The sequence below is a fragment of the Nocardioides panzhihuensis genome (assembly GCF_013408335.1).
In the GTDB taxonomy this organism is placed as follows: Bacteria; Actinomycetota; Actinomycetes; order Propionibacteriales; family Nocardioidaceae; genus Nocardioides; species Nocardioides panzhihuensis.
This window is the reverse complement of the sequence record NZ_JACBZR010000001.1, coordinates 4336866-4361020: the sequence shown is the minus strand read 5'-3', so window position 1 is coordinate 4361020 and position 24155 is coordinate 4336866. Positions and strand designations below refer to the sequence as shown.

Annotated in this window: 21 protein-coding genes, 1 tRNA gene and 1 riboswitch; of the genes, 12 read left to right on the top strand and 10 right to left on the bottom strand. The window is 69.2% G+C overall.

The features are described 5' to 3' along the window. Positions 1-73: 73 nt before the first annotated feature. The 3 genes from cysS (at position 74) to BJ988_RS20680 (ending at position 4028) form a co-directional block, all read left to right on the top strand. Positions 74-1498, top strand: coding sequence for a cysteine--tRNA ligase (gene cysS, locus BJ988_RS20690; protein WP_179659795.1), 1425 nt, complete (start codon positions 74-76; stop codon positions 1496-1498). Then, positions 1498-2451, top strand: a complete 954-nt coding sequence (gene rlmB, locus BJ988_RS20685) for a 23S rRNA (guanosine(2251)-2'-O)-methyltransferase RlmB (protein WP_179659794.1) — start codon at positions 1498-1500, stop codon at positions 2449-2451. The genes cysS and rlmB overlap by 1 nt, the downstream gene beginning before the upstream one ends. A 62-nt stretch (positions 2452-2513) precedes the next feature. Then, the gene (locus BJ988_RS20680) at positions 2514-4028 is read left to right on the top strand and encodes a metallophosphoesterase (RefSeq protein WP_343051844.1); all 1515 of its coding nucleotides are present in this window, start codon (positions 2514-2516) and stop codon (positions 4026-4028) included. A 2-nt stretch (positions 4029-4030) separates the two neighbouring features. On the opposite strand, the gene BJ988_RS20675 is transcribed toward BJ988_RS20680, so the two are convergent. Then, positions 4031-5560: an alanine/glycine:cation symporter family protein gene (locus BJ988_RS20675; protein ID WP_179659792.1), complete on the bottom strand. Its 1530-nt coding sequence runs from the start codon at positions 5558-5560 to the stop codon at positions 4031-4033. Between the two features lie 177 nt (positions 5561-5737). On the opposite strand from BJ988_RS20675, the gene BJ988_RS20670 reads away from it, so the two are divergent. Beyond that, positions 5738-5810, top strand: a tRNA-Thr gene (locus tag BJ988_RS20670). A gap of 11 nt (positions 5811-5821) precedes the next feature. Here the strand turns inward: BJ988_RS20670 and pdxY are convergent. Genes pdxY through BJ988_RS20650 form a run of 4 tightly spaced genes read right to left on the bottom strand, consistent with a single transcriptional unit; the run spans position 5822 to position 8617 of the window. Continuing rightward, a complete protein-coding gene (gene pdxY, locus BJ988_RS20665) occupies positions 5822-6670 on the bottom strand; it encodes a pyridoxal kinase PdxY (protein ID WP_179659791.1) in 849 nt (282 codons plus the stop codon). Between the two features lie 23 nt (positions 6671-6693). Beyond that, positions 6694-7311 carry a rhomboid family intramembrane serine protease gene (locus BJ988_RS20660; protein WP_179659790.1) on the bottom strand — a complete coding sequence of 206 codons (618 nt, stop codon included), beginning with the start codon at positions 7309-7311 and terminating at the stop codon, positions 6694-6696. 13 nt (positions 7312-7324) lie between these two features. Further along, complete coding sequence (locus BJ988_RS20655) at positions 7325-7891, bottom strand: hypothetical protein (protein WP_179659789.1); 567 nt, start codon at positions 7889-7891, stop codon at positions 7325-7327. 36 nt (positions 7892-7927) lie between these two features. Beyond that, positions 7928-8617 carry a uracil-DNA glycosylase gene (locus tag BJ988_RS20650; protein WP_179659788.1) on the bottom strand — a complete coding sequence of 230 codons (690 nt, stop codon included), beginning with the start codon at positions 8615-8617 and terminating at the stop codon, positions 7928-7930. Between the two features lie 77 nt (positions 8618-8694). Between BJ988_RS20650 and BJ988_RS20645 the strand changes: the two genes are divergently transcribed. Together BJ988_RS20645 and BJ988_RS20640 are read left to right on the top strand one after the other, a co-directional pair. Beyond that, positions 8695-9693 carry an LLM class F420-dependent oxidoreductase gene (locus tag BJ988_RS20645; RefSeq protein ID WP_179659787.1) on the top strand — a complete coding sequence of 333 codons (999 nt, stop codon included), beginning with the start codon at positions 8695-8697 and terminating at the stop codon, positions 9691-9693. 61 nt (positions 9694-9754) lie between these two features. Further along, entirely contained in the window at positions 9755-11305 is a 1551-nt protein-coding gene (locus tag BJ988_RS20640; RefSeq protein WP_179659786.1) for an FMN-binding glutamate synthase family protein, read from the top strand. A gap of 134 nt (positions 11306-11439) precedes the next feature. Here the strand turns inward: BJ988_RS20640 and BJ988_RS20635 are convergent, their stop codons facing one another. Both BJ988_RS20635 and BJ988_RS20630 read right to left on the bottom strand, forming a co-directional pair. Next, the gene (locus tag BJ988_RS20635; RefSeq protein WP_179659785.1) at positions 11440-12471 is read right to left on the bottom strand and encodes a Gfo/Idh/MocA family oxidoreductase; all 1032 of its coding nucleotides are present in this window, start codon (positions 12469-12471) and stop codon (positions 11440-11442) included. A 28-nt stretch (positions 12472-12499) separates the two neighbouring features. After that, a complete protein-coding gene (locus BJ988_RS20630; RefSeq protein ID WP_343051711.1) occupies positions 12500-13927 on the bottom strand; it encodes an alpha,alpha-trehalose-phosphate synthase (UDP-forming) in 1428 nt (475 codons plus the stop codon). A gap of 168 nt (positions 13928-14095) precedes the next feature. On the opposite strand from BJ988_RS20630, the gene BJ988_RS20625 reads away from it, so the two are divergent. The 6 genes from BJ988_RS20625 to BJ988_RS20600 all read left to right on the top strand — a co-directional run bounded on the left by BJ988_RS20625 (position 14096) and on the right by BJ988_RS20600 (position 20958). Beyond that, entirely contained in the window at positions 14096-14392 is a 297-nt protein-coding gene (locus BJ988_RS20625; protein ID WP_091046051.1) for a DUF3263 domain-containing protein, read from the top strand. Then, positions 14393-14911 carry a LytR C-terminal domain-containing protein gene (locus BJ988_RS20620; protein WP_179659784.1) on the top strand — a complete coding sequence of 173 codons (519 nt, stop codon included), beginning with the start codon at positions 14393-14395 and terminating at the stop codon, positions 14909-14911. Positions 14912-15003: 92 nt separating this feature from the next. After that, complete coding sequence (gene otsB / locus BJ988_RS20615) at positions 15004-15864, top strand: trehalose-phosphatase (protein WP_179659783.1); 861 nt, start codon at positions 15004-15006, stop codon at positions 15862-15864. 84 nt (positions 15865-15948) lie between these two features. Then, the gene (lon, locus tag BJ988_RS20610) at positions 15949-18297 is read left to right on the top strand and encodes an endopeptidase La (protein WP_179659782.1); all 2349 of its coding nucleotides are present in this window, start codon (positions 15949-15951) and stop codon (positions 18295-18297) included. 171 nt (positions 18298-18468) lie between these two features. Continuing rightward, a riboswitch (SAM riboswitch) is annotated at positions 18469-18606 on the top strand. An 11-nt stretch (positions 18607-18617) separates the two neighbouring features. After that, positions 18618-19910 (top strand): threonine synthase, encoded by a 1293-nt coding sequence (gene thrC / locus BJ988_RS20605; protein ID WP_179659781.1) that lies wholly within the window; start codon positions 18618-18620, stop codon positions 19908-19910. 133 nt (positions 19911-20043) lie between these two features. Then, complete coding sequence (locus BJ988_RS20600; RefSeq protein WP_343051710.1) at positions 20044-20958, top strand: SGNH/GDSL hydrolase family protein; 915 nt, start codon at positions 20044-20046, stop codon at positions 20956-20958. Here the strand turns inward: BJ988_RS20600 and BJ988_RS20595 are convergent. The 3 genes from BJ988_RS20595 to BJ988_RS20585 form a co-directional block, all read right to left on the bottom strand. After that, entirely contained in the window at positions 20955-22193 is a 1239-nt protein-coding gene (locus BJ988_RS20595) for a HipA domain-containing protein (protein ID WP_179659780.1), read from the bottom strand. The genes BJ988_RS20600 and BJ988_RS20595 overlap by 4 nt on opposite strands. After that, positions 22193-22438 (bottom strand): helix-turn-helix domain-containing protein, encoded by a 246-nt coding sequence (locus BJ988_RS20590; RefSeq protein ID WP_179659779.1) that lies wholly within the window; start codon positions 22436-22438, stop codon positions 22193-22195. The genes BJ988_RS20595 and BJ988_RS20590 overlap by 1 nt, the downstream gene beginning before the upstream one ends. Positions 22439-22530: 92 nt before the next feature. Beyond that, positions 22531-24144, bottom strand: a complete 1614-nt coding sequence (locus tag BJ988_RS20585) for an AMP-binding protein (protein WP_179659778.1) — start codon at positions 24142-24144, stop codon at positions 22531-22533. Positions 24145-24155 lie beyond the last annotated feature (11 nt).

Sequence of the window (24155 nt, the reverse complement as noted above, 5' to 3'; positions counted from 1 at the left end):
GTTCGCCCGCTGGCGCTCGCTCATCGTGCGTCGCGATGGGTAGGGAACACCCGTACTTCCCTAGACTTGGAGCATGGCACTCAGGCTCTATGACTCGGCGACCCGTGAAGTACGTGACTTCACGCCCTTGCAGCCCGGCAAGGCGTCGCTCTATGTCTGTGGCCTGACCGTCCAGAGCGAGCCGCATGTCGGACATGTGCGGAGCGGGGTGAACTTCGACGTGCTGCAGCGCTGGCTGCGGGCGTCGGGCTACGAGACCACGTTCATCCGCAACGTCACCGACATCGACGACAAGATCCTGGCGAAGTCGGCCGACCAGGGCCGGCCCTGGTACAACCTCGGCTACGAGATGCACCGTGAGCTCGACGCCGCCTATGCCTCGCTCAACGTCGCCCGGCCGACCTACGAGCCGCTGGCGACCGGCCACATCCCCGAGATCGTCGCGCTGATCGAGGAGCTGATCGCGAAGGGCCACGCCTACGCCGCCGAAGACGGTTCGGCAGATGTCTACTTCGACGTGCGCTCCTGGCCGACCTACGGCGAGCTCTCCGGGCAGAAGGTCGACGACATGGAGGCCGCCGCCGACGCCGACCCGCGGGGCAAGCACGACCCGCGCGACTTCGCGCTGTGGAAGGGCCGCAAGGTCTCCGAGCCGGAGACCGCCTCGTGGCCCTCGCCCTGGGGTCTGGGACGGCCCGGCTGGCACATCGAGTGCTCGGCGATGGCCGGGAAGTACCTCGGTCCGGCCTTCGACTTCCACGGTGGCGGCCTGGACCTGCGCTTCCCGCACCACGAGAACGAGCAGGCGCAGTCACGCGCCGCCGGCCGACCGTTCGCGAGCTACTGGCTGCACAACGCCTGGATCACCACCTCCGGTGAGAAGATGTCGAAGTCGCTGGGCAACTCGCTGGTCATCCCGGAGGTCCTGAAGCAGGTACGCGGCATCGAGCTGCGCTACTACCTGGTCGCGGCCCACTACCGCTCCCACGTCGAGTTCTCCTTCGAGGCCCTCCATGAGGCGGCCGTCGGGTTCCAGCGGATCGAAGGCTTCCTGGAGCGGGCGGCGTCGGTGATGGGGGCCAGCTCGATGGAGGTCGCCCCGGCCGACGGCGTCCCGTGCGCCGACTTCGTCAACGCCATGGACGACGACCTCGGCACTCCCGCCGCTGTCGCCGCCCTGCACGAGGTCGTCCGCGAGGGCAACAAGCTGCTCGCAGACGGCGACAGCCCGGCGCTGCGCGGGGTCGCCGCGAGCGTCCGCGCGATGCTGGACATCCTCGGCCTCGACCCCGCCGACCCCGCGTGGGGCCAGGCGAGCGGCGAGGACGAGAAGCTGACCGGTGCGCTGGACGTACTGGTCCGCGGGGTCCTGGACGAGCGTGCCCAGGCGCGCGCCGCCAAGGACTGGGCCCGCGCTGATGCAATGCGAGACCGGCTCAAGGAAGCCGGGATCGAGATCGAGGACACCCCTGAGGGTCCGAAATGGAGCGTTAACTGATGGCAGGCAACTCCCAACGTCGCGGCTCGATCGCGAAGGGCCGTAAGAAGGGTGCCCAGGCCGGCACCGGCGGCAACCGGCGCAAGGGCTTGGAGGGCAAGGGCCCGACCCCGAAGGCGAAGGACCGGCCCTACCACAAGGCCCACAAGGCGGCTCAGGCCTCCGAGCAGCGCAACAAGGGCCCGCGCAAGCGGTCCGCCGGCGACGCCGAGTGGATCATCGGGCGCAACTCCGTGGTCGAGGCGCTGCGTGAGGACGTACCGGTCAACGGTCTCTATGTCGCCGAGGGCGCCGAGCGCGACGGGCGGCTGCGCGAGGCGTTCCTGCTCGCCTCCGAGAAGGGCATCTCGCTGCTCGAGGTGACCAAGGTCGAGCTCGACCGGATGACCGGGTTCAACGGCCACCAGGGGCTGGCCGCGCGGATCCCCGCCTACGAGTACGCCCATGCCGACGACCTGCTCGACCGCGCTGCCGAGATCGGGGAGAAGCCGCTGATCGTGGTGCTCGACCAGATCACCGACCCCCGCAACCTGGGCGCCATCGTGCGTTCGGCTGCGGGCTTCGGCGCCCACGGCGTCGTGATCCCGGAGCGGCGTGCCGCCGGGATCACCGCCGCCGCCTGGAAGACGAGCGCCGGCGCCGCGTCCCGGATCCCGGTCGCGCAGACGGTCAACCTGACCCGTCAGCTCAAGGCCTACCAGGAGGCCGGCTGCATGGTCGTCGGGCTCGACATGGAGGGCGACATCACGCTGCCCGAGCTGGGCGCCCCCGACGGTCTCGCCGACGGCCCGCTGGTGATCGTCGTCGGCGCCGAGGGCGGCGGTCTCTCGCGCCTGGTCCAGGAAACCTGCGACCAGATAGTGTCGATCCCGATGGCCAACTCAGTCGAGTCCCTCAACGCCGGCGTCGCTGCGTCGGTCGTGCTCTACGCCGTCGCAGAGGCGCGTCGCTGATCTCTCGCCGAGCCCTGCTCCGTGGCCTCGCCGTCTGGGCGGGGCTAGGTGCGTTGTGGCTCGTGCTCGCCGCGGTGGTGAGCACGTGGCTCTTCCTGTCCAGCGAGCGTCAGGTGGTCCTGGCCGGTCACGACTCGGTCCTGCGCCCGACGCTGTCGGGCAAGGCGATCATCCACACCGGACCGGTGCTGCCCGACGTACGCCTGGACGTCGGTGGCCCGGTCGGTGTCGACGTCACTCTCGGGAAGACCGAGCTGAGATCGATGGACGAGCTCTTCGAGCGCTACGCGGTGCTCGGCTCGGCGCCCGACGGCCAGCGCGCCGTCGTGGTGGAGATGGTCGAGTCGATGCTCGTGGCGGCGGTGCTCCGTGGCGCCGCGATCTCCTTGACGATCGTCGCCGGCGTGGTGCTGATCTGGCGGCTGCCCGGCTCCTCACGCCGCGCTGACCTGCGCAGACAGCTGTCCGCCGCGACCCGGACGAGACACGGACTCACCGCTGCCGGCGTCGGGGCGGTCACGGTGTCGCTGCTCGCGGTCGCGGTCTGGCAGCCCTGGGGCGAGTCCATAGCGCCCGCATCAGACAAGGAGGCCGGCCCGGTCTCCGGTGACTGGACCCTGCTGGCCGACTTCCTCGGTCCGGAGATCCCGGTGCCCGACGAGCTGGCCGGGGTGGAGGTCCGTGGTGACGCCTACGCCAACCAGACCCGCCGGCTGGTGGCCAGTGCCGTCGACACCTACAACTCCAGCCGGACCTTCTACGAGAAGGTGGTCGAGAAGGTCCCGGACCTCGCGCTGCGGGAGCCGGCCGAGGACGAGACCGTGGTGGCCCTGGTCTCCGACCGACACGACAACGTCGGCATGGACTCGGTGATGCGTGCGATCGCCGACGAGGGCGGTGCGACCGGCATCCTCGGCGGCGGTGACGACACCTCGACCGGGTCCGACTGGGAGACCTTCTCCCTCGACTCCCTGACCGACGCGAGCGACGGCCTGGACAAGTGGGCGGTCACCGGCAACCACGACCACGGTCCGACGGTCGGCGACTACCTGGCCGACAGGGGCTGGACCATGCTCGAGGGCGAGGTCGTCGACGGTCCGGGCGGCTCGACGCTCCTCGGCGCCCCCGACCCCCGCACCAGCGGCCTCGGCAACTGGATCGACGAGAAGGGTGTCAGCCTCGAGGACGCCGGCTCGAAGCTGGCCGACATCGCCTGCGCCTCGAAGGAAGAGGGTACGCCGGTCGCGACGCTCCTCGTCCACGACCCGGCGCTGGGGCGCGAGACCCTGCGCCGGGGCTGCGCGACCCTCGTCGTCGGCGGCCACCGCCACGTGCACCAGGGGCCGACCGAGGTGACCGGCGAGAACGGCGAGACCGGTTGGACCTACACCAACGGCACCACCGGTGGCGCTGCGTACGCCTTCGCGATGGGGAAGATCCGCCGCACCGCCGAGGTCACCCTGATCACCTACGCCGACGGGCTCCCCGTCGGCCTCCAGTCGATCGAGCTGGAGACCAACGGGGCCCTCACCGCCCACGAGTACGTCCCGCTGGAACGCCCCGCCGAGAGCGAGTGAGGCTAGACCCGCTCGGACTTCCGCTCGTAGGTCTCCCAGTAGGTGGCTCCGGTGATGTTCAGTGCGTGCGGGTCGAACACCGGGTCGAGTCCCTGCTTCTTCTGCTTCTCGTAGTCACGGAGTGCCTTGAACGCGGGCTGCTGGAGGACGAGGATGCCGAGGATGTTGAGCCACGCCATCAGGCCGACACCGATGTCGCCGAGCGTCCAGGCGTCGCTGGCCGTCGACACGCAGCCGTACGCGGACGCGGCCAGGATGACGGCCTGCAGGGCAAGCGTGGTCACCCGTCCGATCGTGACCCCGCGCTCCCCGCCCAGCCGAACGGTTGCGAACCGGCCGACGATGAAGCGCAGGTTCGTCTCGGCCATGTAGTAGTAGGCGACCATCGTCGTGAAGCAGAAGAACGCCAGCGAGATGGCGATGAAGGAGGCGCCGACCCCGGGGAACACCGTGTCGAAGGCCGACTGCGTGTAGGCCGGGCCGACCTCCGCGCCTGCGGCGAGGATGCCACCGTCGACGAGCACACCGCCGGTCTCGCTGCCGTCCTCGAAGACCCGGTAGGCACCGGTGGACAGGATCAGGAAGCCCGTCGCCGAGCAGACGAACAGGGTGTCGACGTACACGGCGAACGCCTGGACCAGACCCTGCTTCGCCGGGTGGGAGACCTCGGCGGCCGCCGCCGCGTGCGGCCCCGTCCCCTGCCCCGCCTCGTTGGAGTAGACGCCGCGCTTGACGCCCCACATCACGGCCAGACCGAGCACGGCGCCGAACGTGGAGTGGAGGCCGAAGGCGCTCGAGAAGATGTCGCTGAGGACCGCCGGGATCTTGTCGGCGTTGACGAACACGACGATCATGGCGACGAAGACGTACGCGACCGCCATGAACGGCACCACGAGCGTCGCGAACGACGCGATGCGCTTGACGCCGCCGACCACGACGAACGCGAACACGATGACCGTCGCGATCGCAACGCCCCAGGTCGGGACGCCCCAGGCGTTGGTCATGCTGGCGGTCATCGAGTTCGCCTGGACGCCGGGAAGGAGTACGCCGCAGGCCAGCACGGTCACGGCCGCGAAGATGAACCCGTAGACGGTGAAGTAGCGGCGGGCGCGGGTGTGCGCGAAGGCTCGGCTGAAGTAGTAGGCCGGCCCGCCGCGGTACTCGCCGGTCAGCGGGTCACGGGTCTTGTAGATCTGGCCCAGCGTGCTCTCCACGAAGGAGGTCGAGGCGCCGAGGAAAGCGACCGCCCACATCCAGAACATCGCGCCGGGGCCACCGAACGCGATCGCGGTGGCGACCCCGGCGATGTTGCCCGTCCCCACGCGTCCGGCCAGCGACATCGCGAGCGCCTGGAACGAGGAGACCCCGGAGGCCGACTTCTCCCCGCGTGCGAGAAGCCGGATCATCTCCGGGAAGTGCCTCACCTGGAGTAGCCGTGACCGCACGGAGAAGTACACCCCCGCGGCGAGACACAGATACACGAGCCAGTTGCTCCAGATGACACCGTTGATGGCGCCCAAGATGTCCGTCATCCGTCTTCCCTTCGTCTACAAGTCGCTCGGATGAAGGGAAACACTCTCAGACGCCCGCCACGGGAGTGTTCCCGAGGGTTGCTTCTGGGCGAGTCTGGGGTTTGCTCGACACGCCGGATACGCACTCGGGGCCCTGACTGGCTACGATTGTCCCGCCGTCGCGGAGACGCACGGCATGCCGGTGTAGCTCAGTTGGTAGAGCGCCTCACTTGTAATGAGGATGTCGCGGGTTCGACTCCTGTCACCGGCTCCGTTCACTGCTCAGCGGAGCTGAGTGACCTCGTACGTCGTCGGCGGGTTGGCGATGTCGTCCTGCGAGGCGATGAGCTCGAGCTCGCGGCGGCCGGACCTGAGGGTGCGGTCGAGGATGGCGAAAAGGGTGTTCGCGGTGCGTCCCAGAGCGGTCGGGGTCGAACCGGTCGAGAGCAGGTGGGAGAGGTAGACCGCCGCGGTGACGTCGCCACCACCGTTGGGGGAGATCGGGAGCAGGGGAGTGGTGACCGACCAGGCCCCCTCGTCGGAGACCGCGATCAGGTCGAGGTGGGTCGGGTCCTCGGTGATCACCGAGGTCACGAGCACGTTCGAGGGACCCGACTCGCGGACGACGTCGACGGCGGCGAGCACCTCCTCCAGGGTCTCGGTCGACTCCACGCCGGCGAGGAAGTTGAGCTCGAAGTGGTTGGGCGTGATCACGTCGGCCGCCGGAACGACCTCGTCGCGCATGAACTCCGGGATGCCCTCCCGGACGAACATCCCGCGCCCGACGTCGCCCATCACCGGGTCGCAGCAGTAGAGGGCTCGCGGGTTGAGCGCCTTCACGCGGCGTACGGAGTCCAGGATCACCGCGCCGACCGCCGGGTCGCCCTGGTAGCCGGACAGCACCGCGGAGACGGTGGAGAGACCGTCGCGCTCGGAGATCCCCTCGATGACCCCGGCGACCTGGTCAGCGTCCACGACCGGTCCGCGCCACGCGCCGTAGCCGGTGTGGTTGGAGAAGTTGACGGTGAGCACCGGCCAGACCTCGTGCCCGAGGCGCTGGATCGGGAAGACGGCCGCCGAGTTGCCGACGTAGCCGAAGGCCACGTGCGACTGGATGGAGAGGATCTGCATGGAACCAGTCTCCATCAGCTCGTTCAGGCGGTCTTCTTGTGGGCCTGCTTCGGGGCCTGCTTCTGGGACGGGTCGTGGAGCAGCCAGGCTGCCAGCGCGCCACCGATCGCGCCGAAGAGGTGGCCCTGCCAGGAGACGCCGGTCTGTCCGGGGAGCACCCCGAGCAGCAGGCTGCCGTAGGCCAGGAAGATGAGCACGCCGATGACGATCTGGCTGACGCGGTGGCTGAACAGGCCGCGCATGATCAGGTAGACCAGCCAGCCGAAGATCAGCATCGAGGTCCCGGCGGTGATGCTGCCCGGAGGCGACATCACCCAGACGCCGACGCCGCCGACCACCCAGATGATCAGCGTCGCCACGATCCCTCGACCGACGCCAGAGGCGAGGACCAGGAAACCGAGGACGAGCGCGGGCACGGTGTTGCCGTAGAGGTGGGCCCAGCCGAAGTGGAGCACCGGCGCGAAGACGATGCCGAGCAAGCCGGCGTCGGTGCGCGGCACGATGCCGAGCGTGTCGAGCTGGTGACCGCTGATGTAGTCGGTGGCCTCGAGCACCCACAGCAGGGCGACGAAGCCGAGCGCCCAACCCCCGGCCCGAAGCCAGTTCGTGCGCTGGGGCAGCGTGGGGGAATCCTGGCTCACGCCAGAATTCTACCTACCGCTCCACAGCGGCGAGGCGTTGTTCGAGACTCTCGTAGAGGTAGGGGACGGCGGCCGGGTGTGGTCCGGTCTCGTAGAGCTCGGTGGCGAGGGTCCGGGGCGACTCCCCGGCGTGGTCGGCCGCCCAGGTGGCGCCACCCCCAGTGATCCGCCCGCCGTCGAGAGGGAGCACGGCATCGGCCGCCAGTGCGACCCAGCGCCCGTCGCTGCTGCCGTCCTCGATCCAGGCCACCGGCACGGCGTACACCTCGTCCGCGGTCATCTCGGCCTCGATCGTGATCTGACGACCGATCGGGTGGGATCCCTGCCGGCTCCACAGGACGGTCGTGACCTGCAGCCGGTCTGTGTCGTCGGGGCCGGCGGTGCCCAGGACGACGTGGTCGGCGAAGGTCGCCCAGTCGCGTACGTCGGCCGCGGGGAACTCCGGAGGAGCTGCCCGGTCCAGCAGGGTCCGGGCGCCGAGCGCAGCGGCCCAGACCGCCAGCAGGACGACGACGATGGTGCCGGTGATCTTGAGCCGGCGTGGCACCGACAGCGTCGGTCCGGTCGCGTTCTCGCCCACGTGCCCCCCCGTTCGCCGCCGATGGTCCGATCCTAGTTAGTCAGGCAGGGACCAGTCGATCGGCGAAGCGCCCTGCTCGACCAGGAGGGCGTTGGCGCGCGAGAACGGCCGGGACCCGAAGAACCCACGGCGCGCGGAGAGCGGCGAGGGGTGGACGGACTTGATCGCCGGCACCTTGTCGAGGCGCGGCTCGAAGTTCTGCGCGTGCCTGCCCCACAGGATCGCGACCAGTGGCCCGCCGCGCTTGCCGAGCACGTCGATCGCCCGCCCGGTGACCTCCTCCCAGCCCTTCTTGGAGTGTGAGGCGGGAGCTCCGGGCCGCACCGTCAGAGAGGTGTTGAGCAGCATCACCCCGCGGTCGGCCCAGGCCGAAAGGTCGCCGTGCTCGGGCATCTTCAGGTCGAGGTCGGTGGCCAGCTCGGCGTAGATGTTGCGCAGCGACGCCGGCAGCGGACGTACGTCCTTCTCAACCGCGAAGCTGAGGCCGATCGGGTGGCCGATGGTCGGGTAGGGGTCCTGGCCGACGATCAGGACGCGTACGTCTCGCAGCGGTCGCCGGAAGGCGTTGAAGATCCGGTCGCCGTCGGGGAGGTAGGGCCGTCTCGCCGCCAGCTCGTCGCGCAGGAAGCGGCCCATCTGCTCGATCTGCGGCTCGGCCGGCGCCAGCGCCTCGGCCCAGTCGGATGCCATCAGGCCCTTGTCCACGAGTCCGGCGAGTGCGCTCATAAAAGGTGAGGGTATCGGCTGGCGCCGAGGGTTAAGTTGTCCGTGGCAGCTCAGGTTGGACTCATCAAGGAGTAGACATGAAGTTCGGTTTCTTCGTCCCGCAGGGATGGCGCTTCGACCTCGTCGGGATCGACCCGGCGGACCAGTGGACGACGATGAAGGACCTGGCGACGTACGCAGACTCCGGCTCCTCCTGGGAGAGCATCTGGGTCTACGACCACTTCCACACCACGCCGGTTCCGTCCGAGGAGGCCACGCACGAGGCCTGGTCGCTGATGGCCGGTCTGGGCGCGGTGACGTCGCGGGTGCGGCTCGGCCAGATGTGCTCGTGCATGTCCTACCGCAACCCGGCCTACCTGGCGAAGGTCGCCGCGACCACCGACCACATCAGCGGTGGCCGGATCGAGATGGGGATCGGCGCGGGGTGGTACGAGCACGAGTGGCGCGCTTACGGCTACGGCTTCCCCGAGGCCCGTGACCGGCTCGGGATGCTCCGCGAGGGCGTCCAGATCTTCCAGCAGGCCTGGACCACGGGCGTCTCGTCGCTGGACGGGAAGTACTACCAGGTCGACGGCGCCATCTGCCAGCCGCTGCCGATCCAGAAGGGCCGCTCCGGGATCCCGCTGTGGATCGCGGGTGGTGGCGAGAAGGTGACCCTGAAGATCGCCGCGCAGTACGCCGACTACACCAACTTCCTCGGCGACCCGGAGACGTTCAAGGCCAAGTCGGACATCCTCGCGGCGCACTGCGAGAGCCTCGGGCGTGACTTCTCCGAGATCACCCGCTCCTCCAACTACAACGTGGTGCTGGGCGAGACCGAGGCCGAGGTCGCCGACAAGCTGGCCGCCTGGAAGGCGCGGCTGCTGCCGCACCTCGGTGAGGACAAGACCGCCGAGATCATCGCGAACAGCAGCGGCCCCGGCGCGCTCGCCGGCACTCCCGAACAGGTCGTCGAGCGGCTCAAGGCGATGGAGGAGCTCGGGATGACGTACGCCATCGGCTACTTCCCCGATGCCGCCTACGACCGCTCCTCGCTCGAGCTCTTCGAGTCGCAGGTCATCCCCGAGCTCGCCTGAGCGAACCGACGACACCGTCGCCACGTTTACAAGTGGGTGACCGCCCGGTAGGAAGACGTACATGAAGATGACGACCCTCCTCGGAGGAGCAGCGGTTGCTGCCGGTGTGGTCGCCGCGCGCGACCTGACCCAGCGCAAGCACGCGATCCTGAGGAACTTCCCGGTGATCGGGCATGCGCGCTACCTGATGGAGAAGATCGGTCCGGAGCTGCGGCAGTACATCGTGACCAGCAACGACGAGGAGAGGCCCTTCAGTCGTGACCAGCGGCGCTGGGTGTACGCCTCGTCCAAGGGTCAGAACAACTACTTCGGCTTCGGCACCGACAACGACGTCGAGCACATGCAGGGCCACATCCACATCAAGCACCGTACGTTCGCCGACAGCCTCCCCGACGACCACGACATGGCCGCGAAGCTGCCCTCGGCGAAGGTGCTCGGAGGCCCACGGGGGCGCGCCAAGGCGTTCCGGCCGGAGTCGGTCGTCAACATCTCGGCGATGTCGTTCGGATCGCTGTCGGGTCCGGCGATCAAGGCGCTCAACCTGGGCGCCCACCGTGCCGGGGCGATGCACAACACCGGCGAGGGCGGCATCTCGTCCTACCATCTCGCGGGTGGCGCGGATCTGGTGTGGCAGATCGGCACCGCCTACTTCGGCTGCCGGAACCCGGACGGCACCTTCTCGATCGAGCGGTTGAAGGAGAAGGTCGCCGCCGCACCGGTCAAGGCGATCGAGATCAAGCTCTCCCAGGGCGCGAAGCCGGGCCTCGGCGGGCTGCTGCCGGCGGCCAAGGTGACCCCGGAGATCGCCGAGATCCGGGGCATCGAGGTCGGCAAGGACTGCGTGTCGCCGTCTCGGCACTCTGCCTTCTCCGACGTCGACTCGATGCTCGACTTCGTCGAGATGATCGCCGCCGAGACGGGACTGCCGGTCGGCATCAAGTCGGCTGTGGGGGAGATGGAGTTCTGGCAGGAGCTCGCCGGCAAGATGCTGTCGGGGGAACGAGGAGTCGACTTCATCACCGTCGACGGTGGCGAGGGCGGCACCGGCGCTGCGCCGCTGATCTTCTCCGACGCCGTCGCGATGCCGTATCGGATCGGCTTCTCGCGGGTCTACGGCACCTTCGCCGAGCTCGGTCTCACCGACTCGGTCACCTTCATCGGGTCGGCCAAGCTCGGTCTGCCGGAGAACGCCGCGGTCGCCTTCGCGCTCGGTGCCGACATGCTCAACGTCGGCCGCGAGGCGATGCTGTCGATCGGCTGCATCCAGGCGCAGAAGTGCCACGACGACAGCTGTCCGACCGGCGTCGCGACCCAGAGCAAGTGGCTCTCCGGCGGTCTCGACCCGCAGGACAAGGGTGATCGCTGCGCCAGCTATCTCAGGACCCTGCGCAGGGAGCTGACCAAGGTCTCCGCCGCCGTCGGCGTCGCCCACCCCGGCCTGATCACTCCGCACGACATCGAGGTCATGAACGGCGACTACGAGTCACGCACCCTCGCCGGCGTCTACGGATACAAGAACCACTGGGGAGCCCTTGGGCCCGACGTGATCCGTGACCTCCTCGACGTCGTGCAACCGCACGGCTCCTTCAACGAGAAGCCGAACACCGCCTGAGAGCCGAAGCGTCAGGTACGTCGGTCGAGACGTCGCTTGCGTCGGTCGAGCTGGCATCCAGGTGCCAGCTCGGCCGACGTGCGTGACGTCTCGGCCGGCGGGGGTGACGACTCGGCCTGTGAGGTGACTACTCGTCAGGCTTCGGTGGCGTAGCGGGCGCCGACGGACTCGCGGATCATGTCCATCTGGCGCATCAGGCTGAGCGTCTGGTTGTGCGGGACCAGCGGGGACTCCAGGAGCCCCTCACGCAGGCAGCGCTGCACCTCGACGATCTCGTTTCCGTACGCAGCGCCGATGACGGGCTCGTCGCCGACGATCTCGACGGGCTCGTCTCCGTTGGCGGGCTTGAAGACGGCCGAGGACGGGTGGTGGAAGTCGGTCAGCTCGACGCGGCCCTGGTCGGTGGCGATGGCCGCCGAGCGGGAGGAGTGGGACGTGACCGAGGCGACCATGGTGGAGAGCTCGTTGCCGGCGTACTTCCCGGTCATCACCAGGTCCAGGTCGAAGGTGCCGCCGGAGGCGCCGTCAGGGCTCGTGCCGATGTTGGCCTGAGCGGTCAGCGCTCGGGCCTCGCCGAAGAGCAGATGGGCGAAGGTGAGCGGGTAGATGCCCATGTCGAGCAGCGCGCTCGCGCCGAGCGCGGGGTCGAGCAGGCGCTGGTGCTTGTCGGGATCGGCGACGAAGCCGAGCTCGGCGTGTACGTGACGGGGAACCCCGAAGCGGCCAGACTGCACGTCGGCGACGACGCGCCGGATGATCGGGTTGGTCGCCATCCACATGGCCTCCATGAGGAACAGCTTCTTGGAGGTGGCCAGGTCGACCATCGTCTGCGAGTCGGTGCTGTTGAGCGTCAGCGCCTTCTCGCACAGGACGTGCTTTCCGGCCTCCAGCACGAGGCTGGCGTGCTCGAGGTGGTGGGAGTGGGGGGAGGCGACGTAGACGACGTCGACGTCCTCATCGGCGGCCAGCTCCTCGTAGGAGCCGTGCGCGCGAACCGGGCCGTGGGCGGCGTACACCTGCGCGAACGTCTCCGCGGACTCCTTGCTCCGCGACCCGACCGCCACGAGTTGGCCGTCGGGGACGAGCATCAGATCGGTGGCTAGGGAGTGGGCGATCCGGCCGGTGCCGAGGATTCCCCACCTGATCGGAGCAGAGTTGGTGGTCACGGCCTCGACTCTAGTGGCCCGGGGGGAGCTAGCTGCCGTTGGGCGGAAGGACGTTCTTGGTGTGGCTGCTCTGCACCGCGGCGAGCACCTCGAGGAACGTGTCGGCCCAGTGGCGGACATCCTTGGAGGCGACCTGCTTGCGCATCGCCCTCATCCGGCGGGTGAGCTCCTTCGGCTCGGCGGAGTACGCTTCCAGCAGCGCGGCCTTCATCCCGTTGATGTCGTAGGGGTTCACCAACCAGGCCTGGCGCAGCTCCTCGGCCGCGCCGGCGAACTCGGAGAGGACGAGGGCGCCGTCGTTGTCGTAGCGGCAGGCGACGTACTCCTTCGCGACCAGGTTCATGCCGTCGCGGTAGGGCGTGACGACCATGATGTCGGCGGCGCGGTAGAGCGCGGCCATCTCGTGTCGTGGCAGCGAGGTGTGGAGGTAGGAGATCGCCGGGCGGCCGATGCGGCCGAGGTCGCCGTTGAGGTGGCCGACGAGCCGGTCGATGTCGTCGCGCAGCTTGCGGTACTGCTCGACACGCTCGCGCGAGGGCACCGCCACCTGGACGAAGATCGCGTCCTCGACGTCGAGCTCGGTGTCGCGGAGCATCTCGCCGTACGCGCGCAGACGGGCGTAGATGCCCTTGGTGTAGTCGAGCCGGTCGACGCCGAGAAGGATCTTCTTCGGGTCGCCGAGCTGTTGGCGGATCTCCTTGGCGCGCTGGTTGACGGACTCGTCGTGGGCCATCTCGTCGAAGCCGATGAAGTCGATCGAGATCGGGAAGGCGGCCGCGTGCACCGTGCGCCCGTCGGGGAGGTAGACGAGGTCGCGATGGGTCTTGTGGCCGACCCGCTGGCGCACCAGCCGGACGAAGTTCTGTGCCGCCTGGGGAAGCTGGAAGCCGACCAGGTCGGCGCCCAGCAGGCCCTCGAGCAGCTGCCGGCGCCACGGCACCTGCTGGAAGAGCTCGGCAGGTGGGAACGGGATGTGGAGGTAGAAGCCGATGCGCAGGTCGGGGCGGAGCTCGCGCAGCATCTGCGGGACCAGCTGGAGCTGGTAGTCCTGCACCCACACGGTCGCGCCCTTGGCGGCGACCTCGGCGCACTTCTCGGCGAACCTCTTGTTGACGCGCTGGTAGCCGTCCCACCACTCGCGGTGGAACTCGGGCTTGGCGACGACGTCGTGGTAGAGCGGCCACAGGGTGCCGTTGGAGAAGCCTTCGTAGTGCTCCTCGATGTCCTGGGCGGTCATCGTCATCGGCAGCAGGTTGAGACCGTCGTCCTCGAAGGGCTCGAGGTCCTCGTCGGTGCCCCCCGGCCAACCGATCCAGACGCCCTCGTTGGCGCGCAGGACGGGTTCGAGGGCGCTGACCAGGCCTCCAGGGGAGCGTCGCCACGCCTTCGTGCCGTCCGGCATCTCCACTCGATCGACGGGGAGCCGATTGGCCACGATTACCAGGTCAGCCTGCACATCGCCGACTCTAGTAGACCGGGCCCAGGTTCGGCGCGCCGTTGTTCCACTCACGACTTCCGCCCCGTCCGGAATACCTGTCGAGTAACACGCCGAAGGGTGAACCACAGCCGTGTAGTTCGGCGGGTTACGCTGTCGTCAGATGCAGACAACACCGGGGGACGAGGAATGAGCGCTGTAAACGTGCAGGTCACAGGCCCAGGTGAGGACCCCGCGAGCCTCAGCGAGCGCGACAAGCAGATCCTTGACTTCGAGCGCCAGTGGTGGAAGTACGCAGGCGCCAAGGAAGCCGCCGTGCGTGAGGCGTTCAACATGTCGGCCACCCGCTACTACCAGGTGCTCAACGCCCTGATCGACAAGCCGGAGGCCCTCGAGGCCGACCCGCTGCTGGTGCGCCGGCTGCGACGGCTCCGCGCGGCCCGGCAGCGTCAGCGCTCGGCGAGACGGCTCGGTTTCGAGGTCTGAATGACCGGCTGCGTACGTCCTTCGAAGGGGGAGCGCGGCGTCGCGCTCCCCACACCTGTCATCGCTCTGAGCGTCGTGGCCGTCGTCATTGCCGTCGTCATCTTCTGGGTGACCGGGGGCGACGACGACCAGGGCAAGGAGGTCGCCCAGGCCGGTGGCAGCCCGTCGGCATCGGCATCGGCTTCGCCGCAGGCGGCCAAGACCGAGACGAAGAAGCCGGCCAAGGCCGAGCCTTCGCCCGTCGACCGCGCCAAGATCAGCGTCGAGGTCTACAACAACAGCAACATCGGCGGCCTGGCCGGTGAGGTCGCGGCGAAGGCCACGACGGTCGGCTGGAACGTCGTGGGCGAGGACAACTGGATGGGCTCCATCCCGGAGAACACCGTGTACTTCCCGCCTGGGATGAAGCGCGAGGGCCAGCAGCTGGCCGACGATCTCGGCATCAAACGCACCCATCTGTCGGTGGAGGGCTCGATGAAGGGCGACCGGCTGACGGTCGTGCTGACCGGAGCTCTCTGAGGGTTCCCGGCCGTTCTCGACGGCGTGTGATCTGTCGCACGGCCACCCTCGCCCCGTCGGCTCTGGGGTCGTTGTCGTGTCACAGTTGATGCATGGCCGAACTCCAGTCCGTTGGCACCGAAGGCGAGCAGAAGTACGCCGCGGTCGTGTCCGCTGCCGCCGAGACCCTCGTCGGGCTCGACTTCGACGGGACGCTCTCGCCGATCGTCGAGGACCCCTCTACGGCGCGGATCCATGAGGACGCCGCGTCGGTCCTGATCGGTCTCGCCTCCCGGGTGAAGGCGCTGGCCATCGTGACCGGCCGCCCCGCCGGGCAGGCCGTCGAGCTCGGCGGACTGGACGCGATCGCCGATGCGCTCGCGGAGATGGGCAAGGAGATCTATGTCTTCGGGCAGTACGGCAACGAGCGCTGGAGCGGCTCGGACCGGGTCGTCGTCGGCCCGCCGCCGCCCGAGGGGCTGGCTGCCTTCGAGGCGGCGCTGCCGGAGGTGCTCTCCGCCCACGGGGCGCAGGACGCCTATATCGAGGAGAAGGGGCTTGCTGTCGGGGTGCACACACGCCGGTTCCCCGACCCCGACGGACTCGCCGAGCGCCTGCTCCCGCCGCTGGCCGAGCTGGCCGCCGAGCACGGCCTGATGATCGAGCCCGGCAAGCAGGTCATCGAGGTGCGCGCCCCCGGCATGCACAAGGGCCGCGCGATCGACACGCTGGTCTCGGAGGTCGCGCCCGGCGCGATCCTGTTCGGTGGCGACGATCTCGGTGACATCGAGGCGTTCGAGGCCGTCAGGGCTTGGGGTGAGACCACCGGATCGCCCACGCTTCTCGTCTACTCCCACGCGGGTCCCGACCGAGGCCCGCTCGCTGGGCTGGCCGACCTCGAGGTGGCCGGGCCTGAGGGTGTGCTGGGGCTGTTGCGGGGCCTGAGCGCCGACGCAGCCGGCGCCGTCCGCTGACAGCGAACAGACTAACCGGAGGGAACATCCGGTTGCTCCCAGAAGTTGAGCGGGTATCACTCAACTTCTGTAGGAGGGTCCGTCATGGACAAGCTTCCCGTGCTGTTCGTCTCCGACGCCGTGGTCCTGCCGGGCATGGTCGTGCCGATCGAGCTCGACGAGGCCGCGCAGGCTGCCGTCGACGCTGCCAGGGCCGGCTCGGAGAGCCGGCTGCTGGTCGCGCCGCGGCTGGGGGACCGGTACGCGACGTACGGCGCCGTCGCGACGATCGAGCGCGTCGGCCGTTTCCGGGGCGGTGAGCCCGCGGCGGTGCTGAGGGCCGACGGCCGCGCAAAGATCGGCGCCGGTGTGACCGGCCCCGGCGCGGCCCTGTGGGTCGAGGTCGAGCCCGCGGTCGAGACCACGACGGAGCACGCGAAGGAGCTGGCCGAGGAGTACAAGCGGCTGGTCGTCGCGGTGCTCCAGCGTCGCGAGGCCTGGCCGGTCATCGACCAGGTCAACCGGCTGACCGACCCGGCCGAGATCGCCGACACCGCCGGCTACGCGCCCTACCTCGACGACGAGGCCAAGCGCGAGCTGCTGGAGACGCCGGACGTCACCGAGCGCCTCGAGAAGGTGATCGCCTGGGCGAAGGAGTACATCGCCGAGTCCGAGGTCACCGACAAGATCGCCGAGGACGTACGCGAGGGCATGGAGAAGACGCAGCGGGAGTTCCTGCTGCGCCAGCAGCTCGCCGCGATCCGCAAGGAGCTCGGCGAGGGCGAGCCCGAGGGGTCTGACGACTACCGGGCCCGCGTCGAGTCGGCCGACCTCCCCGAGGCCGTACGCGAGGCCGCACTGCGCGAGGTCGACAAGCTCGAGCGTGGCTCCGAGCAGAACCCCGAGACCGCCTGGATCCGCACCTGGCTGGACACCGTGCTGGAGCTGCCCTGGGGTGTGACCACGGAGGACTCCACCGACGTGACCGCCGCGCGCGAGGTGCTCGACGCCGACCACCACGGCCTCGACGAGGTCAAGGACCGGATCGTCGAGTACCTGGCGGTGCGGGCCCGGCGCGCTGAGCGCGGGCTGCAGGTCATCGGCGGCCGGGGCTCCGGTGCGGTGGTGCTGCTCGCCGGCCCGCCAGGAGTCGGCAAGACCTCCCTCGGCGAGTCGGTGGCGCGGTCGCTGGGTCGGAAGTTCGTCCGCGTCGCGCTGGGCGGTGTCCGTGACGAGGCCGAGATCCGTGGTCACCGACGCACCTACGTCGGCGCGCTCCCCGGACGGATCGCGCGGGCCATCAAGGAGGCCGGCTCGATGAACCCCGTCGTCCTCCTCGACGAGGTCGACAAGGTCGGCTCCGACTACCGGGGCGACCCTGCGGCCGCGCTGCTGGAGGTGCTCGACCCGGCGCAGAACCACACCTTCCGCGACCACTACCTCGAGCTCGATCTCGACCTCTCCGACGTCCTGTTCGTCGCCACCGCCAACGTCGTCGAGCAGATCCCGTCGGCGCTGCTCGACCGGATGGAGCTGGTCACGATCGACGGCTACACCGAGGACGACAAGGTCGCCATCGCCCGCGACTTCCTGCTGCCCCGGCAGCTCGAGCGCGCCGCGGTGACCTCCGAGGAGGCCACCGTCACCGACGAGGCGCTGCGTGAGCTGGCGGCGAACTACACCCGCGAGGCCGGCGTTCGCCAGCTCGAGCGGCTCATCGCCAAGGCGCTGCGCAAGGCGGCGACGAGGCTGGCCACCGGGGCGGAGCACGTCGAGATCGACCTGGACAACCTCAAGGACCTGGTCGGGCGGCCGCGGTTCACTCCGGAGTCGGCGGAGCGTACGTCTGTGCCCGGTGTCGCCACCGGACTGGCAGTCACGGGCCTCGGCGGGGACGTGCTCTTCATCGAGGCGTCCGCGGCGGAGGGCTCTGCTGGATCTTCGGGGACCGGGCTCAACATCACCGGTCAGCTCGGCGAGGTGATGAAGGAGTCCGCGCAGATCGCGCTCTCCTTCGTACGCTCGCACGCCGCCGAGCTCGGCGTCGACCCGGCCGTGCTGGACCGCTCGCTCCACGTCCACGTGCCCGCGGGCGCGGTCCCCAAGGACGGGCCGAGCGCCGGGATCACGATGGTCACCGCGCTCACCTCCCTGGCGACCGGTCGCCCGGTGCGCAGCGAGGTCGGCATGACCGGTGAGGTCTCCCTCTCCGGGCGGGTGCTGCCCATCGGCGGCCTCAAGCAGAAGCTGCTCGCCGCCCAGCGAGCCGGCCTGACCGAGGTCTTCGTGCCGCAGCGCAACGAGCCGGACCTCGACGACGTCCCCGACGAGGTGAAGCAGGCGCTGACGATCAACCTGGTCAGCGACGTACGCGACGTCGTACGTGGCGCGCTCGCGCCTGCCGAGGGCAGCGCTGAGCTCGGGGCCGAGGTCGGGGCCGCGCACGCCGCCTGAGGTGTAACACGCTGTTCGTAGGACTATCCGGTCGTTCTGAACGACCGGATAGTCCGTGTAACAGCGTGTTACAGCAGGTAGGGGAGCCCGTCGGTCCGGATGGTGGACGCCTGGTCCGCGGAGTGGGACCCGCGTGTGCTGGCGGCGGGCTGCCTGCCGTACGATCGGTATTGCTCATCGAGAGGGACTGAGGGAACGGCCCTGAGAAGTCCCGGCAACCGCCACGAGCCTCCTCCCACCTGTGGGCGGGTCGTGGAAACGGTGCTAATTCCGGCCCGGCGCGAGAGACGTGATCGGGGAAGATGAGGAGGAGGTTTCTCATGAGCGCTGTGACATCGGAGCCCAACGGCACGACCACGGAGAAGAAGGGTCTGCGCGAGGGTGCGTTCGGCAACGCCTCGGCGCTGTCGTGCCGCGAGTGTGGCAACCAGATCGAGCTCGGACCGCACTATGCGTGTCCGGAGTGTTTCGGGCCACTTGAGGTGGCCTATGACTTCCCGGCCGTGACCCGCGAGGAGATCGAGGCCGGCCCCCGCAACATCTGGCGCTACAAGGCGCTGCTGCCGGTGCCCGACGACATCGAGCAGAGCCCCAACACCGAGCCCGGCTTCACCCGGCTCCTCGAGGCGAAGAACCTCGCCCGGGAGCTCGGCATCGAGAAGATCTGGGTGAAGGACGACTCGACCAACCCGACCAACTCCTTCAAGGACCGTGTCGTCGCGTGCGCGCTGAGCGCTGCCCGCGAGTTCGACGCCAAGGTCTTCGCCTGCCCCAGCACCGGCAACCTGGCCAACGCGGTCGCGGCCGCCGGCGCCCGGGCCGGGATCCCCACCGCCGTCTTCATCCCGAGCAACCTCGAGCAGCCCAAGCAGGTCAACTCCGCGGTCTTCACCGACAACCTGATCGCCGTCGACGGCAACTACGACGACGTCAACAAGCTCGCTCAGGAGATCGCCGCTGAGGAGGACGGCTGGGCGTTCGTGAACGTCAACGTACGTCCCTTCTACGCCGAGGGCTCCAAGACGCTCGGCTACGAGATCGCCGAGCAGCTCGGCTGGCGCCTGCCCGACCAGATCGTCATCCCCGTGGCCTCCGGCTCGCAGCTGACCAAGGTCGACAAGGCCTTCAAGGAGCTGGTCAAGCTCGGTCTGGTCGAGGAGAAGCCCTACCGGATCTTCGGCGCCCAGGCGACCGGCTGCAACCCGGTCGCGACCGCCTTCAAGGCCGGCGTCGACGCCATCCGTCCGGTCAAGCCCGACACCATCGCCAAGTCGCTGGCCATCGGCAACCCGGCCGACGGCATCTACGTCCTCGACGCCACCCGCTCCTCCGGTGGCGCCGTCGAGGAGGTCACCGACGACGAGATCCGCTCGGCGATCGTGCTCCTCGCTCGCACCGAGGGCATCTTCACCGAGACCGCCGGCGGCACCACGCTCGCGGTCACCAAGAAGCTCGTCGACAACGGTCTCCTCGACCCGAGCCTGGAGACGGTGATCATCAACACCGGCCACGGCCTCAAGACCCTCGACGCGATCAGCGGCATCGTCGGCCCTCGCGCGACCATCTCCCCGAACTACGACGCCTTCGAGGCGGCCGGCCTCTCCCAGGCGTAGGGGCTGTCCCTTCGTCAAGGTATGCAGGTGAAGGCACGCTTCCCACGCGGAACTCCGCACGGGAAGCGTGCCTTACTCTGCATACCTCGACGAAGGAACCGGACGTTCACATACGTCAGGTACACAAAGGAATGTGAACACCGCGAAGACGAGTGAAGAGGCCAGGTGGCTCGGTATGGTCGCCGCCACTGCCGGGGTCGCCGGCGCGGTCGGTGTGGTCGGGGCGGCGGCCGGTGCCGGGCTCGTGACGTTGCTGAAGAGACAGGCCGCGCACGCGCGCGACGTGATCGGAAAGCCCCTCGGCGAGGAGGCCATCGACGCCGACAAGGTCTACAAGAAGACCTACGGCGGTACGCCGGTGGAGCTGCTCGTCCTCGGCGACTCGATGGCCGCCGGGCTGGGTGCGGAGACCAAGGGCGGCACCCTCGGCGCACGGCTGGCCAAGGGCATCGCCAAGGCCCTGCTGAGACCGGTGCGGCTGCGCACCGCTGCGGTCGTCGGGGCCGAGACCTCGATGGTCCCCGCGCAGGTCGAGTCGCTGCCCGACGACTATCGGCCCGACGTCGCCGTGGTCATCGTGGGTGGCAACGACGTCACCCACCGGGTGCCGCAGAAGGACTCCACCCGTGTGCTGGGCGAGGTCATCGACGCGTTGCGGGAGCGCGGCGCCGAGGTCGTCGTCGGGACCTGCCCCGACGTGGGCGCGGTCCGGCCGCTTCCGCAGCCGCTGCGCTCGCTCGGGCGTAGGATCGCCAAGCAGCTGGCCGAGGGTCAGCGGGAGATCGCGCTCGCCCGGGGCGCCTACGTCGTCTCGCTCTCCGACGTCGTCGGCCCGTTCTTCATCACCAACCCCGACGAGATGTTCGCCATCGACCACTTCCACCCCAGCGCCATGGGCTACAAGCGCACCGCCAAGGCGATGCTGCCCTCGATCCTGGCCGCCCTCGGACACGTGGAGCGGGTGCCCTTCGGCCACCACCTCCCCGGGCTTGCTGGGCCCCTTGAGCCGCCTGATTCCACTGAGTCTGTCGGGCCGGTCGAGCCCTAGGAGGCCGCTGCGACTCGCTCATCGACGACGGCCCAGGCCTCAGCCGAGACACCCGGGTGAGCACTTCGGTCGATGTCAGCAAGCGCCTCGGCGAGGTCGGCGACGATCGTGTCGACCACTAGTCGGGCGCGGCGCTCTGGCAGGCCCCAGGATCGACCCTCCGCGACCAGATCATCGGCGGTGACATCGCTGACCACGAACTTGCCGTTGACGTCCAACGCGAACCGCCGGTTGTCCCGGCGGTGGTGGAGATGCATGGAGATGTCGTAGGCCGGGCTCAGGGTCACGCTCCCGTCGACCCGGCGGATGAACGAGATGTTCTTCGCGTGCATGTCGGTGTTGCCGATGAGGTGGGAGAAGGTGGCCAGCCGCAGGAGATCGTCAGGGTTCCCGCCGTCGAGGCGGATCACGTCGGCTGCGTGTCGCAGAGAGGGCAGCCTCGAACCCCACTGGAACTTCCGGTTGGGATCCAGGGTGTTCAGCCCGATCGCCTGAGCGAGATCCTCCTGGTGGATCCGAGGATGTGGTCCGTCGAGATCCCTGTCGTAGCGGGAGACCGCGATGGCACGTACATCCTCGAACTCCAGGACCTTCGCGTCGACGCTGGTCAGGCCCAACATGCGGGCAAGTGTCAGGGAAGCGACCTCGGTGTCGACGACATCAGCGATGGCGGACTCCGCTGGGCCTCCTCGCTTGATGATCCAGGTCGATGGGGCGCCGTCTTTGCAGGCGAACCAGATGCCGTCCTCGTGGTGGGCGGCGATCTTCGGGACCATTCCCGGAAGACTGACCGACTCGACGGTCGTCCCGAACGCGCCCGCTGGCGCGTGTTCGTCCGCGTGACGAATTCGGTCGGCGAGCTGGTCCTGCGTCAGTGGCACATATCGCCCTTTGGCGGTCGGGTCGTCTGCCCCTTCGGTGACGAAGATGGCCGCGCCGGTCGTGTCGCGGCCGTACGACCGGATCATCGCGAACGAGTCGTCCGGCGGGACGCCTGCACTCATCGCATGGTTGGTCCGAGCGTTCCCTTCTGGGAGAAGTCCGTCCAGATAGTTCTTGACCAGTGCGGGAACCGGCACGTCGCCGATCGTCAGCTTCGCCGACAGCAGGCGCGTGCCTTCGGGCCAGCGTTCCTGCGACTCGTCGGTCCAGGACAGGGCCAGTCGGCCGTCGTACGCCTCGGACAGGGTGGCGATCCGAGTGCCATAGATCCAGATGTCGAGCGGATCGCGCATCAGCGTCGCCCGTTATCGTCGACCTGGGCATGAATCTCGACGTGGGCCCCGAGCTCTCTGAGCAGCTCGAAGATGCGCGTGGCGTACAGGTTCGGTTTCCCGGACTCGAGCTCATAGATGTATCGGCGCGAGATGCCGAGCGCCTCTGCGAGCTCGTCCTGCGTCACGCCGCGCTTCGCCCGAAGGCGGGCGAGGGCCTGGCCGAGTGCTTCTGGTGACCTAGCGGTGAGGCGATAGTCCGCCACGATCGACTCCTATGGGCTGATATCAACTCATTCGATGAATGCGAGGATATCAGCCCATAGGGCCTGTGGGCTGATATCAGCCCGCGAGGCGTCTACTCGGCGTCCTCCTCGTCCGGGCCCCTCCCGCCATTGCTGAGCCCGCCGGTGCTGAGCAGGTCGGCGGTGAGGCCGGTGGCGGCCCGGTAGTCCACGGTCCCCGCAGGCGTACGCGGCACCGACTCGACCAGCAGGACGAGCTTGGGCTCGTACGACTCCCCGAGGACGTCGCGGGCGTGCTTGCGCAGGTCGGCGGCGGTGGTCTCGACCGAGGGAGCCAGCTGCACCAGGGCCGCGACCTGCTGACCCCAGCGCGGGTGGGGCATGCCGAAGACCGCCGCGTCGATGACGTCGTCGTGCGCGAGAAGGACGCCCTCGATGGTCTCGGGATGGATCTGGAGGTCGCCGGTCCGTACGAGCGTGGCTGCTCGGCCGAGCAAGGTGATCGAGCCGTCCTCCTCGCGGCGGGCGAGGTCGCCGGGGAAGGTCCAGCGTCGGTTGTCGATCAGCTTGATCGCGGTGGCCGAGCGGGCGTTGTCGTTGTAGTAGCCGAGCGCCGCCGGGCCGGAGCGCGCCAGCAGCCCCTCGACCCCGGGGGCCGCCGGGGTCAGGTCGGGGTTGAAGACCTGCACCTCCGGGCCGACCATGAACCGCGGCTCACCGGGGGCGACGGTCGACCCGTCGTCGGCACGGGACCCGGTCACACCGGTCTCCAGGGTGCCGTAGGAGTCGACGATGACCCGGCGGGCGAACGCGTTGCGCAGGACCGAGAGCACCCCGTCGGAGAGTGGCGCGGCGGTGTTGGAGACGCCCGCGAGCGAGCGCAGCGGCCAGCGCTTCTTGCTGGTCAGTCGCGCCGCCGCGACCGGTCGCGCCTGGGCGTCGCCGAGAAGCGTGATCGCGGTCGCGCCGGTCTTCTCGGCGAGGTCGAGGAAGGCCTCCGCCGAGAACGTCGCAGAGGTGTCGAGCACGGCGGTGCCGCCGGCGACCAGCGCCCGCAGGAGCAGCAGCTGGCTCTGCCCGTGCAGCAGCGGCCCGCCGGCGAGCAGGACGACGCTCGAGGCACGGGCGGCTGCCTCGGCGGCGAGCCCCGCGACCGAGGGGATCGGCGCGTTGTGGCGGACCGTGTTCAGCGCGGCCCAGATCAGGTCCTCCTGGCGCCAGACCGCGCCCTTGGGGGTGCCGGTGGTGCCGGTGGTGAAGATGATGTGCCAGTCGCCGGGGGTGCGTCCGACCGTCGGCCGTTCCTTGGACGCCGCGGCGACCTTGGCGTCGTAGTCGGGGCCGAGGACGACCCGGTGGTCCAGCTTCAGGTCGAGCTCATCGAGGTCGGCGGTGAACTCGGGCGAGACGATGGCCGCGACACAGTCAGTGGCGGCGTACGTCCGGGCGAGCTCGTCGCGCCGGTAGGCGTGATTGATGTTGACCGGGATCGTGCGGGCCTTGAGGCACCCGTAGAGGGCGTCGACCCACTCGATCCGGTTGGTCGCGTGGACGGCGACCTGGGCGCCCGGCTCGAGCCCGATGCTCAGCAGGTGGTTGGCCAGGCGCGTGGCACGCTCGTCGATCTCGGCGTACGTGTAGGCGCGCTCGGTGGTGATGACTGCCGGGCGGTCGGGGATGGCATCGGCCATCGCTTCCAGGATGTCGGGCAGTGTGAGGGGGATCACGGCGGACACAG